Origin of the sequence: Aliarcobacter faecis, assembly GCF_013201705.1 — a bacterium.
Taxonomy (GTDB): Bacteria; Campylobacterota; Campylobacteria; order Campylobacterales; family Arcobacteraceae; genus Aliarcobacter; species Aliarcobacter faecis.
Window position 1 is genome coordinate 53,877 of record NZ_CP053838.1, and the last position, 16,001, is coordinate 69,877.

The following is a 16,001-nucleotide window of genomic DNA, read 5'->3' on the forward strand; positions in this document are numbered from 1 at the left end:
GATGAGAAATATGATAAAAATTTTAATTGTTGAAGATGAGACAATTGTTGCACTTGATACACAAAGTACTTTAATAAAATTGGGTTATGAAGTTACAGATATTGTAACTTCTTATGAAGAAGCCTTATTATCTTTTTCAAAAAATAAGCCAGATATTATATTAATGGATATTTTTCTAAAAAATAGCCTTAATGGTATTGATATTGCAAAAAAGATAATTGAAAATAGTAACACTGCTATTATATTTATGAGTGCATATTGTGATGATGAAACTCTTGATAAAGCTGCGAAAATTGAACCATTTGCTTATTTAGTAAAACCATTTAATCGCAATGACTTAAAAAGCAGTATGAATATTGCTACTTATAAATTACAAAAAAGAAGTGAAAAAATAGATGAAAATGGAAAATATAAATTATCGCACGAATATTATTACTCTCTTGAACCATATTTAAAAGTTTATTTTAAAAATCAAGAAATTGATTTAACAAAAAATGAGAGGCTTTTTTTAGAAATATTAATCAAAGCAAAGGGTGAAGTAGTAAGATTTTCTGAGATAGAAAACTTTATTTGGTTTGATAAACAAATATCTGATAGTACATTAAGAACTTTAATGCATAGAACAACCAGTAAATTTAATCATAAGATAATTAAATCTGTTAGTTCAATAGGCTACAAAATAAATTTTAGTTAGATATTTTATATTCTACTGCACTTTATTCTTCAATCTATTAAAATAATTTTTTTTAATCATTAATTTATATAAATTAACTAATTATAAATAAATCTATTACTTCATAATAAATCTCTAATTCCTAATCCTAAATATATAAAATTAAAATTTTTACTTTTTTGTGACAAAAATGTGACAATTTTATGAGAAATTTACCTTTAAATTAATTTAAAGGATAAATATGACAAACATAAACAAAAATCTGGCTTTACAAGAACTTCAAAAGTTACTTGTTTTAAATTTTAGTAAAACTCTAAGCTATATGTCTGATGATTTTAACAATAATCAAAAATATATAATTGAATTGCTTACGAAAAGGGTGTTTCTTGAAGAGATTGTTGAAGAAACAATATCATTTAATAAGAAAATAAATTGGGATTCTTCTTTAAAAAATTTAAGTATTGTAACAAATGCTGAAGATTTAATTAAAGTATTTGAACTAAGAAGTGATGTTTATCAAAATATAAATTATCAAAAAGAGTTTCCTGATTTAATTGATGGTCTAAACCTTGATATTTATGATAAAAACTCTGCTATCATCTTTTATAAAAATGATCAAAATATAAGTGGAACCACTAGATTAATTTTTGATTCAGAAAATAAATTACCATCAGATAAAATCTTTAGTTTTGATAATATTAGAAAACAATATAACAAAATAGGAGAGCTATCAAGATTAATAGTTAAACATGAAAAAAAAGGATTAAATCTTGAATTTAAATATCTTATGAAAGGAGCTTATTTATTATTTATTTTAAATGATATTGACATGACTTTTTTAGGCATCAAGAAAGATCATTATAAACTTTATGAAAGATTTGGTGGAAGTAATATTATTCAAGAACTTGATAATTATGGTAATTTAGACTTAGATGCATTAATTTTAAGTTGGAATCCTAGGGAAGCTTCGGATTTTTTTAAAAAAACTTTTTTAAAATAATTATTAACCCTTATGTTATAGATATATTACATAAGGGTTAAAATTTTAAATATAATTAAATTCTATTTTATTGCATGTAATATTTTATACTCTTCAAGGGCAAAATCATCTGTCATTCCACTAATATAATCAATTATTAATCTAACTCTATAATAGAATTCTAAAATATTATATTCTTCAATATTATCAGTATTTAATTTTTTAATATCATTTTTATAAGCAACTATTTGTTTAGAAGAGATTCTTTTTATTAATCGCTTTGATATAAAACAATCGATTTTTTCATCTTTTAAAAGTTTTGAAAAATCATTAGTAGTTAATTCTAGAATTGGTTTATACACATCAAATAAACCATTTAAAATAGTATAAGCTTGAAGCTCCAAAGTTTGAACTTCTTTATTTTGATAAATATATTTAGTTGAGATATCTTTTAAAACTTTTAGAGCTTTATAATATTTACTTGTTTTATCATACTCTAAAAGTGCATGGTTGAAACTTCCTTCAAATATTACTTGATGATTTTCTATAAATACATTAGAAACATGTTTTACAAAATTTGTGACAAGAGTAACTCTTAAAAAAGTAAAAAACATATTAAATTGATATGGTTCATCATTCTTCTTTGCCTTTTCATACTGCTTATTAATAATTTCTAATAAAAATTCTTCATTTTGTTTTGTACATTCACTTGTAATAATATTATATACTTCATCTAAAGATAAAATTCCTTTTTCAACAGAATCTTCCAGGTCAGCTGTTAAATATGAGATATCATCAGCTGCTTCCATAATATAAGTTATTGGAAATCTATGCCCTGCTTTTATATTTAATGTAGTTTGTATTTTTTCAACTAAATCTTTCTCACTATAATAAAATCCTGGTTTCTTTTTAAGATAATTTAATGAATCTGAATTATCTGGTTTATTTTCAAAAGCTCCTCTTGTATATTTTAAAACAGCAATTATTTGAAAATATGATAAATTTAGTCTTTGAAGTTTTGTTATTATTCTTATTGCTTGAGCGTTACCATCATAATTACAAATATCACTTTTTAAGATACTTTTTAAATCTTCTATCTCTTTTGTACTAGACTTAAAACTTTCTAGTTTTGGTAAAATATTTATTTTAAGCCATTTATTTATTGTTTCTTCAGCAAAATGACCAAAAGGAGGATTACCAATATCATGAATCAAACTTGTCATTTCAGAGGTAGAAATAAATGCATTTTCCATATCTTCTAAACCATAAGTTTCTAATCTATCTTTTTTTAACTCTTCTAAAATTGTTTTAGCAATATATCTTGCATTTTGTGAAACTTCTAAAGAGTGAGTAAGTCGTGAACGAATTGAAGCATTTAATTCCAAAGCAAAAACTTGAGTTCTTTTTTGCAGTCTTCTAAAAGCTGCAGATGAAAATATTCTTCCTCGATCACTTTCTACACTTATATCAATATCACTATATGAATTAAGTTCTCTGTCGGTTGTTAATCTTTCTTTATAATTAATCATTGAATATCCTTTAATTTCTCTAAAATCTTCATCATTCCAAAAACATCAAGTTTTTACTAAGATTTGTATAAATATTCATAGCTTGACCTCCATTTTGTACACTATTTATCTTTAATATATAATAGAAATAAGTTTTACAATCCACCTATTTTATATTTATCAATATGTTTGAGCATGATCCCAGAATATGTTTCTTGATCAATTAGAACATTTCTATTCCCAAACAATACAAATACCTCTTTTGCTCTTGTAACTGCTACATTAATCATATCTGGATCTTCTCGATTAAAAAATAAATTTTGTGCTTTACCTGAGCTTTCTATATTATATACTGATGAAAAAATAATTATTTCTCTTTCTGAGCCTTGATACTTATGTACTGTACCAACCTTAATTATTGGTTCTTTTTTATTTTTATGCGAACATCCTATTTCATTAATAACCATATCTCTTAATAAATATTCTTGATTTACAAAAGGTGTTATAATTCCTATAGAGTTATAATAATCTTCATCTGTAACTTCTGGTACTACCCCATCTTTTTCTTTAATTATTTGTAAAAACCTTATATAATATGCTTTATTCTCTTGAATATATTCAATGATTTTTTTAGCTTCTCCATTATTTGTATTATTGAAACTTTTTTCTTCTTTATGTTCTTTAAACACTAAAATATCAGAATACTGAACTTTATTAGCTTGTTTTAATGGAAGAATCTCATTATGATAAGAGATTTCATTAGATATATTAACAATAGGTGTTTGACATCTAAAATGTTCTTTTAACCATATATCTCCCTCCATTTTACTATTGTTATATGGTAAGAAATAATTACAACAGCTATTTGAAATAGCCATTGCATTGTTATTTTTCTGAATAACAATCTCATCTTTTTCTTTAGAAGCACAAGAAAAATAATTCGATGTTTTCTCTATATCTCCTTGTTTTATCATAAAATCTCGTAATATTCTACTTTCTATTTTACTATTATATGGGAGTACTGGTTTTAATTGCTTCTCATCACCAAAAAGAATAACCCTTTTTGCACAATTTAAAATAATCATTTTTGAAGCAGGAATTGTTCCTGCTTCATCTATAAGCATAAGATCAAAAATATCTTTTTCAACTTTATCACACCCTTGTCCTGAAACTATTGTTCCAAAGCTATTACATGTTATATTGATAATAGGGAAAATTGGGAAAGCATTATCAAAACCTGTAATCACACTACTAGATTGATTAGTGTCTGTAATTATATTTATAAACTGGTCATTTGAGATAACTTTATATGTTTTATCATTAATAATTGCTTTTTTATATTTCATAACATAAAGTAGTTGATTTTTATTTAATTCTTTTGGATTATTTGGGTTATTGAAGCTGTAAAATTTCTTACAACTATTACAAGTTATTCTGTCATTTCTAAGAACCATTGTTCCTTCTTGGCAAATTGGACAAATAGTGGTCTTATTTTCATAACTTTGTGATTCTATAGAACCATTCCAACTTTGTTTATTTTTAATAAAAAACATAGCTTCCAATAAATGTAATGCAAAATAAAAATTGTCTGTTTTTTCTTGAGTATCAAAATTTTCACTTTGTTTTTTATAGTAATCAAGTTCTTTATATAGTTTTTGCACTGTAAGAAATTTTTCAATATCTTCTATAGATATAACTTCTTCACCTAATAAATTATATTGCTCATCAATTTGCTTATCTAGTAAAAAATATTTTTTTTGTATTGATTCATATTCTTTTTTTAATAAATCTTGTTCTAATTCCAGTTGATCAGTTATTGTCAAATTATCTGTAATAAAACTACCTTGTTCATTTATTTTTGACTTTAAATGAGTTATTTTACTTTGATGCTTATTTTTAATTTTTTCATTTACACTATTTTTAAAAGAATCACTTTTATAAAAATCATCAATTTTGATAGAAATATTTTGACTACACTCTTCTTGAAGCAAAGCTATCGTTTTATAAAGAATCCCATTTTGAAAGACTTTTGCAATAGCTTTTTCTAAAAAACTACTATTTTTTCTTTCAGATTCTATCTTTATCCTATAGGTTTGTTTAATATAATCTATTTCTTGGTAAAGTATATTTTGCTGTAGCCTTTTTTCTTCTTCAAATATAGAAAAATAAAAAGGGGATCGATAAGTATTTTCATAAAAAATTGTCTCTTTTTCAATTTTTGTTTCTAAAGTTTTTATTTCTTCGGAATTATTATGAATTTTTTTAATTAAAGATGTATACTCTATATTTTTAGTCTCAAGATTTTGTAGAACTTCTTTTTTTTTAGTTTCAAAATAATTTAAAATTTGCTTGAGTTGTTTTAATTTATCTATCATATCTTCAAAGTGACTATAATTAGATTTTATCTCATTCAATATTGCTTTAATTAAATCCTCTTGAACTCCATCTTCAATATATTTTTTTACAATCTCAATTTCTAACTTTTCAAGTGAATTCATAGCTTTAGAATCAAATCTTGTTTCAATTGTATTTTTATTGTTCATAAGTAAATCATAAAAATATTTAGCAGCTTCTTTTAAATATTTATGTGTATTCTTACCTACTTTATTATATTCAATTTCCACTCCTCTAAAGGAAAAATAGTTTTGAAGATAAAACATAGGATCTTTTGCAATTTTCCCAATAACACTTTCTATATTATATTTACTTAACTCATATTCTTTTTCAGCTTTTGACTTAATAGATGGGCTAAATAAATCTTTATTAAAATTAATAATCTTATTTTCATAAGCTTCAATATCATTTGCTAGCCAACGTGTATACAAAATATCAGCTTCTTTTTTCATAGTTGAAGTAAAGCCATCATTTATTCCTTCTGAAATATTAGCAAGCGCCTGATTGTTAGTTGATGAGCATACAATTGGAGTAGAAAATTCTATAATACCATTTTCTTCATATTTATTAAAACAAGACATTGCTGCTTTAACTGTATAGTCTCCAAAAATTGCTCTTAACAAAGAAGTTTTTCCTGTACCTGGGGCACCATTTACTGGTAATATTTTTTTATTTTCTTGATAACATGTAAAAGCTTCTCTTTGAGTTTTTGCAAGTGGATATTCTTTATCAAATGAACCTAAATGCTTTTTATACGAATCTACAGTTTTTTTTGATGTGATAATTTCATTAATGTCAATATTAGGTATATTTAACTTATTAGCTTTTCTTTCATGTATTGTAAAATATTCTTGCAAAGTATTATTAATATTTTCATATTTAAAAATAGATGTGTATATTTTGGTTAAACCCATATTTAAATTTTTAGATATTCCTATCAAATATGGCTCAAGTTGATAATCATCATTAAAATTTTTAAAGCTATCACAGTTTTTTAATAGTTCATCCATATAATAACTAATATTATTTTGAGTGGTTTGGAAATCTGATATATCAAACTCTGGCACATCTAAATTATATGGTTCTAATACCTTTGGATTAAATACAAGTATTGGATCACAGTCTGGCATTATCTCTTGTTCTTCTTTGGTAAGTTCAAGTTCTAAATATTGTTTTATTTTTGCAAATATACTAGGAATTGAAATAATATTAAACTTCTTATCGTAATCAGGAAATAGTATAACAAATGTCGGTATCTGTTTTGAATAATTACTCAATGGGTTTTCAGGTAATAAGTTAAATGCTAATCCATATTGAAAAGCATTACCCTCTTCACTAAATTTAAATCCTAGATTCTTTTCAAGTTCTAAAACATCTATTTTTTTATTTAATTTGGTATTTTCAAGAGATATTGATTTTTCATAAAATGATATAAACTCTACAAATTGTTCAAATTGACTTAATGGTGTAATTGGTAAAACATCCTTTTTGATATCCGCACTTAAAGAAAAGTAATAACTTTGCTTTAACTTTTCATTATATTGTTTTATGATTTTTTGTTTAATGTCTTCAAAAAAATATTCTCTAAAATATTTTTGTTCAATTTGTACTCCAATTACATTATCTATTAGTAACTGTTGATTGTAGTATTTAAATAAATTATCTAAAAATTCTTTTTTCTTCATATATTTTTGCCCTATCTTTTATATATTTTTTAGTATGTATAGTATCTTCACCATAGCCAAAGTATCAAGTTTACAATACTCTAAAAGTGAGTTTCTAGGTTTTTGTTTTTCATCTTCTTCAAGAAAAGCAAGTTTTGAAAAAGCATTCATTGCTTGGCTTCCATTTTGAACACCATCAAGTTCTTTATATGCTTTTTCAAACTCAGGCTCAAGTGCTGGTAAAACATATTTTATAGAGTAACTTCCATTCATAGATGGAGTTACATACCATTTCTTTTGAAATGGAATCATTAAATCTTGCATATTATCATTTATAGCTAATAGATGTTCACTAAATTCTTCAAATAGTGTTGCTAATCTTTTTATAACACTTTTTTCAAAACTCATGTTGTATGCTAAGACAGTTACATCATTTGGTATATCATTACAAAGCTTAAGTGCTAATTCATATCTACTATCTACACTATCTTGTGCTAAATATTCTTTATGCTCTAAAGTTCCATCTTCATACTCAATATGAAGTGAGTATTGAAATGGTATTTGTTCAAATGGTTTTAAACCTTTGTATTGTGGTATTGCTTGTTGATATGTTTCAAAGTCTAAGTGGTAGATTGGATAAGTTAGATTTTGTAAAAATGATTTGATATTTTCTATATCTATATATGTAATTTTTGATTTATAATTTTCAACTGCTTGTGCTTGAATAGAAGTCATATCAAAATCATGTGGAACATCATCTATATTTATAATACCTCTATTGTAAAGTTCTATTTGTTTTTTACTTCCAAGATTAAAAATATTAAATATAGAATAATCAGGAATATTTCTTTGAACTTTCCAACAATACTCTTTTGCATCACAAGTATAAGGATTATTACACTGTTTACCAATATCTATGTTTGGTTCATTTTCTCTGTCTTTTAAATATGTTTCAAACTCTTGTAAAATATTTGGAATATTTGATTGCATTGATATAACTTCATTTGTAACATCAACTATTTTAAAAAGTTGATTTATATCTAGTTCATCATCTCTTATATATTCATTATTTATATGAATTACATTTGCACTTTTTATTTTAAAGCCTAAATTTTTAAGTACATAGTATTGAATAGATACATCATGTAAATATATATCTTTAACTTCTGTTGAGCTTTTGACTTCATAGATAGATACTTCATTATTAGAAATAGTTAAAATATCTACCATAACTAAGATGCCTAAGAAATTAAAAGTAGCTTCATAGATATTTTCTACTCCCTCTTCAATCCATTGTTTTGTAATAGATATCATCTCATCATAGTTTTTTTAATATGGAACTTCTTTTCCATCTGGAAATAGCTGACAAGCAAAATCTCCCACTATATTTCCAGTATCAAATACTGCAAGAGCAGATTCATCTGGTGGTGTTAATACACTTGGCTTATATTTTTTAAGCCAAAGTGCTTTGGGACATTGGATGCATTTTGTGTAGAGGGATTTAGATAGGTTCACTTGAATATTCTTCAATATTTTTTAAAATCTCTCTTCTATCATTTAAAAATGTACCCCTTTCTTTTCTTTTCGCTCTATTTATATCTCCTTTAAAGGATGTCCAATTAAAACTTGTTGTAATCATCCAATCCCTATCACAAATTAATATTTTAGAATGATCAGGTACTTTACGTGTAATATATACTAATAGGTTATTATATTTAGCTCTCATTTTATCAAAGAATTCTTTTGATTCTATATCTAAATCTTTTATTTCTCCCATACCATAATTAAAAGTAATTCTTACATTTCTTTTTAATGCATCTTCTATATAGTATTTTTTTTCCTTTATTACGTTCCAATTGATCCAAGGGGAAACTATTACAACTTCTTTTTTTGAATATTTAAATGCATAATCAAAAAACTTAGGATGTTCATATGTACCTAATTGTGTTCCGTTAGCTAGATTATCAATTTCAGAATATTCTTTTATAGTCTTATCTTTTAATAGTTCATCATGTTCTTTTTTAGCTTCTTTTGATAAATCAAATAAACTCTTTCCTTCTTGTTCAAAATCACTAACTATATTAGTTAAATAATCATTTGGCTCACCATTATTTAAAATCAATACTTTTTTAGGGTTATTTTCATTCTTAAAAAAAAGTGCATAATATTTTTTATGAAATTTATATGTATCTAATATTTCTTTTATTTCATATATTTCTTTTTCTTTATTATTTGTACTTTTTATATTTTCAAATAATACTGTCTGCAATGCTTTATTATTAACATTTTTATCCAATGTTTCAGTTTTAGGATAAGGTATTTGTACTCTTAAATTGTTTTTATTTTTAGATTTATCTTGTTTTTTTTCATCCGTCGTATCTATAGATACAGAAGTACCAAAAATACCATCTAAAATTACATATTTTTCATCTTCTTGGGTTGTAAGTATTCCACTATCATTCAGTACTTTAATACCGACATCTGTTAAAGTTAAAATAGGTGTTTCTACAAAAAGTTTATCAATATGTAAACGTGCAGCTAATTCTTCAAATACTTCTTTATCAATGGCTAAAAAAGTCTCAAGTTCTTTTAAATCATTAATCCCCTCTTTTATAGCTGTTAAAAAAATCTCTTCTATTATTGATAATTCTGTCTTTTCTCTAAAAATACAATTACACTTGATTTTAAAATAAGGGTAATAAAACTCTTGAATATCATACAACTCATATTTTTCATCATAATAGTACTCATAATATTTTCTTGCAAGTATTTCTTTATATTCGATGGAATTTTGTACATTATTCATAAATAACCTCTTTAATTTCATAGTAATCTTTATTTTGATTAATCAATTCAATAATTTTTTTAAATGGATTATCTCCTTCTTTTACATTACAACTATAAATAAACTTTACATCTCCAACTAAAAATAATAACTCTTTTGTTCTTGAAAGCGCTACATTTAACCTCTTTTCATCAGCAATAAAATCTATATTTACTTTTGAATCAGATTGACTTCGTACCATATCATAAATAATTATATCTCTATCGCTTCCTTGAAATGCATCTACTGAATTAATAGCAATATCTAATTTATCAAATTTTGATTTTAATTGTCCAATAGAAGATCTTAAATTATCCCTTTGAACCAAATAGGGTGTAATAATTCCCACAGATTTATATTTATCACATTTAGTTGCATTTAATTGAAGTTCTTCTAAAATTTTTATAATAACTTTTTTATTTGCATCATTAATTTTCCCTGTACCAATTTGTTTATCAAATTTATCTTCAATATTTGATGTACTATATAAGTAAACTTTCTTTTCAAAGTCTAGCTGATGTTCTCTAACTAAATCATCTTTAGTTTCAATATTTCCATCATAAAAAACTTCACTGTACAATTTAGCAATACTTGAATGTGAACGATAATTATATTTTAAAAAATGTTTAAAATCATTATGCTCTATTTTTTTATATAATTCTTCAAAAAGTGTTGTTTCTAAATCTTTTTTGTTGTAGTCTGTCATTTTTGATAGAACGGTATTATCAACAATTGGTGGCAATTGTTGATGATCCCCTACCAAAATAAATTTTTTTGCTTTTCTAAGTGGTATCATCAACTCAGGCAAAGTTGCTCTACCTGCTTCATCAACAATAATATAATCAAACTCTATACTTCTAAAATCTTGCCAACTACTTATTCCAACTAAAGTTCCAAAAATTACTCTTATTTTTTTAAATAACAGTGTTTTTAACTCATCATCACCTTGAAGTATAGTACTCTTCCATTTTTTGTGAAGAGAATCTAGTTTTTCTCCTTTTAAAAAGTAATTTGTATTATCACTTTCCAACCTTTTTTTAATTTCTTGTAAATAACTATAAAAAACTGATTCTTCATGATATTTTAGTGCTGTATTAGAAAATTTACTTTTATCATTACCAAATCTAACAATTTTATTTTCATTTTCACATATTTTTTCCAATACATTATCTACTGCTTGATTAGATTGAGAAGTAACCAAAATTTTAGCTAACTTATTTCTTTTCAAAATTTGTTGAATTATTTCTGTTATTACTGTAGTTTTACCTGTTCCTGGAGGTCCTTGAATAACAAGGTATTCACCCATTTCTAAACTAAGAGCTTTTTCAACTGCTTCTTTTTGATTTTCGTCTAATCTTTTATTAATAAGAGTGTCTATATCTATTTTAGGAATTTCTCTTTTTGGTGCAAGAGAGTTTGGATTAGAAATCTTACCCAGTAAGTTATCAATAATCGTATTATTACTTTTTAAATCATTTATTGAATATTCTTGTTTATTTAATACTCCACTATTGCGAGCATAATCAAAAGATATTTTTATTTCATCAGGAATTTTTGATATCTCATTATCATGTTTTAAATTTATTTCTTTTTTTATAATATTTATATTTTGTATATAACATTTCTGAGTAAACTTATTTTTTTTATTTACTCCTTCAACTATTACATCATCATTTTGTTCAAAAAATTTATCCTCTTCTTTTTGCTTGATTAAATACTCTGGATACATAAAAAATAATAAACTTGCATTAAATTCAAGTTTTTTCATATTACTTTTAATCTCTTCATATTTTGATATTAATATATTCTTTACAACTTCTTGTTCTTTTTTTTGAATAATTGAAAGTTTTTTTGCTATATCATTTTTATTATTTTCAAAAAAGAAATTTTCAATTAAACTATTTAATAATTTAAGTAAATCTTGGTTATTTGGATCATCAATAAAACCATCATCAAATAGTTTATGTACTAATTTTTCCTCTATTGTACTTTTTAAATGCTCTTTTCTAATCTTAATATTAGATTGATTAATAACCTTCGCTGTAAACTCTTTTTTTGCCTTTTTTATATCTTTTGTAAATGCATATAAAGAAATATTCTTTTTATCTAAAATTGCTCTTTCAATTTTTAATTGTTTTACTGTTTTTGTTAAAAAATCTTTTTTTTCTTTTCTTTCTTCTTTTTCTTTTGTTTCTTTTTTATCTAATCTAATTAACTTATTAATTAATTCATCAGTTGAATTATATTTAGATAAAGGATGCCCTTCTGATAATATAAATTTATCTTCTAGTATATGCCCATTTTGTTTAATCGAATCTGGTACTCTCTGTGAATATCCAACAACATAAAAATGATCATTACTTTTAATTCCACAATAAAATACTAAATCTTTTGTACATATTTTTACTTGTTTTCTATCTTCTTTATCTTTACCATATTCTATATATTTTATTTCATTATTAAGTTTCTCATTTATAAATTCTAATATATCCCAAGGATATTTATTATAGTCTTCAATTAATTGATTTTTTACTGTTTCACTAAGATTTAACTCATATTCATTTTCAAAATTAAAGAAACTCAAAATATTGTTTATACGAGTAATAATTTCTTTAGCATTGTCAAACCTATGACTTCTATCTTCATAAGTCATTTGTTTTAAAATATTTATTAATTCTTCATTTTTACCATCTGCAAAAAAAGCTATACTATCTATTAACTTTTCTATAGATATTTTATTTTCTATGAACTTATGAAATAATTGTTCTTCTACTAAAGTTTCAATTATTGTAATACCCAAAGAATAAAAATCTGAACGTAAATCTACATCTAAATTATTCTTTTGTTCAGGACTTGCATACCATAGTGATAATTCACTTACTGATTTAGTGATAGTATTTGAAATAGTTGCTGTCCCAAAATCTAATATAAAAGGTTCTTTATTGTAATTTACTATTATATTATTTGGTTTTATATCATTATGAGTATAATTATTCAAATGAATATAATTTAATGCATCTAATATTTTATTTATAGTTTTTAAAAAACGATATTTTTCTTTATCATTATTTAAATTTCTAAATGCAGAATAAATAGTTTCACCTTGAATAAACTTAAATAATAAATAATAATAATCTTCATCTTCCTCTGATCTTTCAATTTTCACTACATTTGGATGAAAAAGTTTTTCTAAAGCTTTTATCTCATGAAGGTAAATTGTAGAGTATTCATTATTATTTTTTGGATATACTTTTACTATTAACTGCTCGTCTTTAAAATTTTTTACTAATAATACATTATCTTTTATTTTTTTAATTAGTTCATAACTTTTTAACAAAACTTTGTCCTTTCTTTATTTTATATTCTTGGCTTGTATTTTTTAAACCAAAGTGCTTTTGGGCATTGGATGCCTTTTGTGTAGAAGGATTTAGAGAGGTTCATCAATTCTTCTACTATCAGATAAATAAGGTTCTTTTGTTCCAGAGGGGAACCATAATCTATCATTTTTATTAATAAAAAAAGTGATTAAATTATATATAAAATAACCCATTGCCAAATTATCATCAAATTTATACAAGTGCCACTTATAGTAATTATTATCTTGCACATAAGCTGGATTATATTCCCAAAACTTTACAAACTTATTACTTCCTAAACAAATGTGATTTATTACATTATTTAAATCTTTTTTTGTATTATTTTGAATTTGGTCTAAAAGATTTTCTTCATTAGGTAAAGATACTTCGTATGCAAATATTCCTGAATATATTTTTTTATCTTTTTGCAAATTAATTTTTGATATGTTTTTTTTAAATTTATCAATAATATCATCAACCTTATCAGATCTCAAATTTGCCTTTACTTCAATTATACCCTTAACTGAGTGAACATCAACTATAACTAAATTATCTGATTTATATAGTGTAGGTCTTGTTTTATCATATAATAAAATGTCAAGCTCATTACTATTATATTCTAAGTTATTTCTTATTGTTTCATAATTATTATCTTGTCTTTGATTAAATACTACAAAACCTCTAGATATCCCTATATTTTCTGGTAAATATCTAGCTATAAAGTCTTTTAGTAAAGCTTCTTTATATCCACCAGTTGTTGAATGATGTGTATAACCTATTAAATAGGTAATTCTCTCTTTTAGAGCCATAAATTCATTATTTATACTTTCATAATATAATTTCATTGACATAATTTATCCTAATTAATATTTTGTTTTCGCCAATTATTAACGGCATTACTAACTCGATTAGATTTAACATCTTTCTGCCATTCATCCCAAAAGTCAACTGTACCACTATCAGGAGTTTTTAATGGTTTATCAATTCTAATTCTACTAGGTAATAAACTTGCATCACCTACAACTAAAGCTTCCCCTGTATCAAGTATAGGTAAAATATCGCCAAATCCACCAAGATTATCTGGAAGTAATTTTTTTATAACCATTTGATCATCAGTATTTGTAAGTCTCATAGCAATAAAATTACTACATTGACTTAAAACAGTCCTATTTACTTCGGATGGTCTTTGACTAATTACAACTAAACTTAATCCATATTTCCGTCCTTCTTTTGCAATTCTTTCAAATATACTCAAAGATATTTCATCACTTGAACTTGAACTACTTTTATTAGGAATGTATAAATGAGCTTCATCACATAAAAGTGCTATTGGATGTCTTTCTTTTGATTTAGTCCATTGTTGAACGGAAAAAGATAATCTCGCTATTAAACTAACTATTAAAGGTAAAATATCAGATGGTACTTCTGAGAAATCAACTATTTTTATTCCCGCCTTACTATTTTCACTATTAACCCCAATAAGAGTTTCTACTAACTTATTGAGCCAATCAAATTCCATTACAACCTCTCCACCTCCAAATAAAAACCCCATTCTTTTATCTGATATTTTATTTTCTAATCTGGAAATCATACGACTTAATTTACCATTAAAATCACCTGCTTTTTCTGCACCCGCTCTTGCTCCTGGTACCATTTCAGAATTTATAGCATTTAATTTTTCTAATAAACTTTCCAAAGAAAACGGTATAGGACTATCAATTGTAAAATTAGCTAAAATATCATTTTGTTCTTTTTCTTCTAAATACTCTTTTTTTACATTTCTAATTTCTCTTGATATTACCATTGACTGATTTGGTGCATTTTGATCACTTCTATCGACAAACATAGAAACTAATGCTTCATAAGTCAATAGCCAATATGGTATATGCAATACATTATCTGAAAGTCCTTTATTTTGTTCAATATCAGAGGGTCCAGCAATTTTGTAATACTCAATATTATCAATATCTTTTAATGGCTTATATTCACCATGTAAATCAAAAATTATTGAATTTACATTATTTAATTTAGCCATTTGTTCTATAATTTTAGCAGTTGTCCATGATTTACCAGAACCTGTACTTCCACCAATAAAAGCATGTCTTTGAAATAACTTATTACCATTTATATATGCTTTTGCATTATCATCTAAAGTATATGTACCAAGAGATAATGAATTTTCTCCATCACTTAATTGTGAAATAACTTGCATAAAATTTGTTAATTTATCATGTTCAAGAGCAAAGCAATTTGCATCTATTTCAGGTACTGTTTCTAAAGTTCTTCTAAAAACATTATTTTGAAGACCTTCTTTATTTTTAAATGTCCCTATTAGTGTAATTTTACATAAGTTTTCTTCTAAAAAATTATCCTCATTTTCTAGTGAATCATCAAAAATCTTTTTTCTAACCAATTTTTCAATTAAACCTATTAAAAATTGTTCTGCCTTAGAACTTTGTAATACAACCAATCGATTTACTTGTAAACTTTTTAATTTCTCTATGTCTAATACTTCTACAATAACTGAACTAGTATCAACTGATATAACTTTACCTAATGCTTCTATATCATCATAATCAAATAAACTCATTTTAAATACCTTT

General features: G+C 24.4%; 10 protein-coding genes. 2 read left to right on the plus strand and 8 right to left on the minus strand.

The window, feature by feature from the left end; all coding sequences use genetic code 11:
• The first annotated feature begins 10 nt into the window (after positions 1 to 10).
• Positions 11 to 694: a response regulator gene (locus AFAEC_RS11765; protein ID WP_051489038.1), complete on the plus strand. Its 684-nt coding sequence runs from the start codon at positions 11 to 13 to the stop codon at positions 692 to 694.
• Between the two features lie 220 nt (positions 695 to 914).
• Positions 915 to 1,673 (plus strand): N-acyl amino acid synthase FeeM domain-containing protein, encoded by a 759-nt coding sequence (locus AFAEC_RS11770; RefSeq protein WP_026806331.1) that lies wholly within the window; start codon positions 915 to 917, stop codon positions 1,671 to 1,673.
• Between the two features lie 62 nt (positions 1,674 to 1,735).
• Here AFAEC_RS11770 and dgt read toward each other — a convergent pair whose 3' ends face one another.
• The 8 genes from dgt to AFAEC_RS11805 form a co-directional block, all read right to left on the minus strand.
• Complete coding sequence (gene dgt / locus AFAEC_RS11775) at positions 1,736 to 3,181, minus strand: dGTPase (protein ID WP_026806332.1); 1,446 nt, start codon at positions 3,179 to 3,181, stop codon at positions 1,736 to 1,738.
• Positions 3,182 to 3,315: 134 nt separating this feature from the next.
• A complete protein-coding gene (locus AFAEC_RS11780) occupies positions 3,316 to 7,239 on the minus strand; it encodes a DEAD/DEAH box helicase family protein (protein WP_051489039.1) in 3,924 nt (1,307 codons plus the stop codon).
• A gap of 18 nt (positions 7,240 to 7,257) precedes the next feature.
• Complete coding sequence (locus AFAEC_RS11785; protein WP_225442423.1) at positions 7,258 to 8,532, minus strand: DUF2779 domain-containing protein; 1,275 nt, start codon at positions 8,530 to 8,532, stop codon at positions 7,258 to 7,260.
• A 15-nt stretch (positions 8,533 to 8,547) separates the two neighbouring features.
• The gene (locus AFAEC_RS12255; RefSeq protein ID WP_225442424.1) at positions 8,548 to 8,733 is read right to left on the minus strand and encodes a hypothetical protein; all 186 of its coding nucleotides are present in this window, start codon (positions 8,731 to 8,733) and stop codon (positions 8,548 to 8,550) included.
• Complete coding sequence (locus AFAEC_RS11790) at positions 8,720 to 10,024, minus strand: phospholipase D-like domain-containing protein (protein ID WP_148294541.1); 1,305 nt, start codon at positions 10,022 to 10,024, stop codon at positions 8,720 to 8,722. Before AFAEC_RS11790 ends, AFAEC_RS12255 begins: the two co-directional genes overlap by 14 nt.
• Positions 10,017 to 13,379 carry an AAA domain-containing protein gene (locus AFAEC_RS11795; protein WP_026806334.1) on the minus strand — a complete coding sequence of 1,121 codons (3,363 nt, stop codon included), beginning with the start codon at positions 13,377 to 13,379 and terminating at the stop codon, positions 10,017 to 10,019. The genes AFAEC_RS11790 and AFAEC_RS11795 overlap by 8 nt, the downstream gene beginning before the upstream one ends.
• Before the next feature lie 90 nt (positions 13,380 to 13,469).
• Positions 13,470 to 14,249 carry a DUF6602 domain-containing protein gene (locus AFAEC_RS11800; RefSeq protein WP_026806335.1) on the minus strand — a complete coding sequence of 260 codons (780 nt, stop codon included), beginning with the start codon at positions 14,247 to 14,249 and terminating at the stop codon, positions 13,470 to 13,472.
• Between the two features lie 8 nt (positions 14,250 to 14,257).
• Positions 14,258 to 15,988, minus strand: a complete 1,731-nt coding sequence (locus AFAEC_RS11805) for an ATP-binding protein (RefSeq protein ID WP_026806336.1) — start codon at positions 15,986 to 15,988, stop codon at positions 14,258 to 14,260.
• Positions 15,989 to 16,001: the final 13 nt, after the last annotated feature.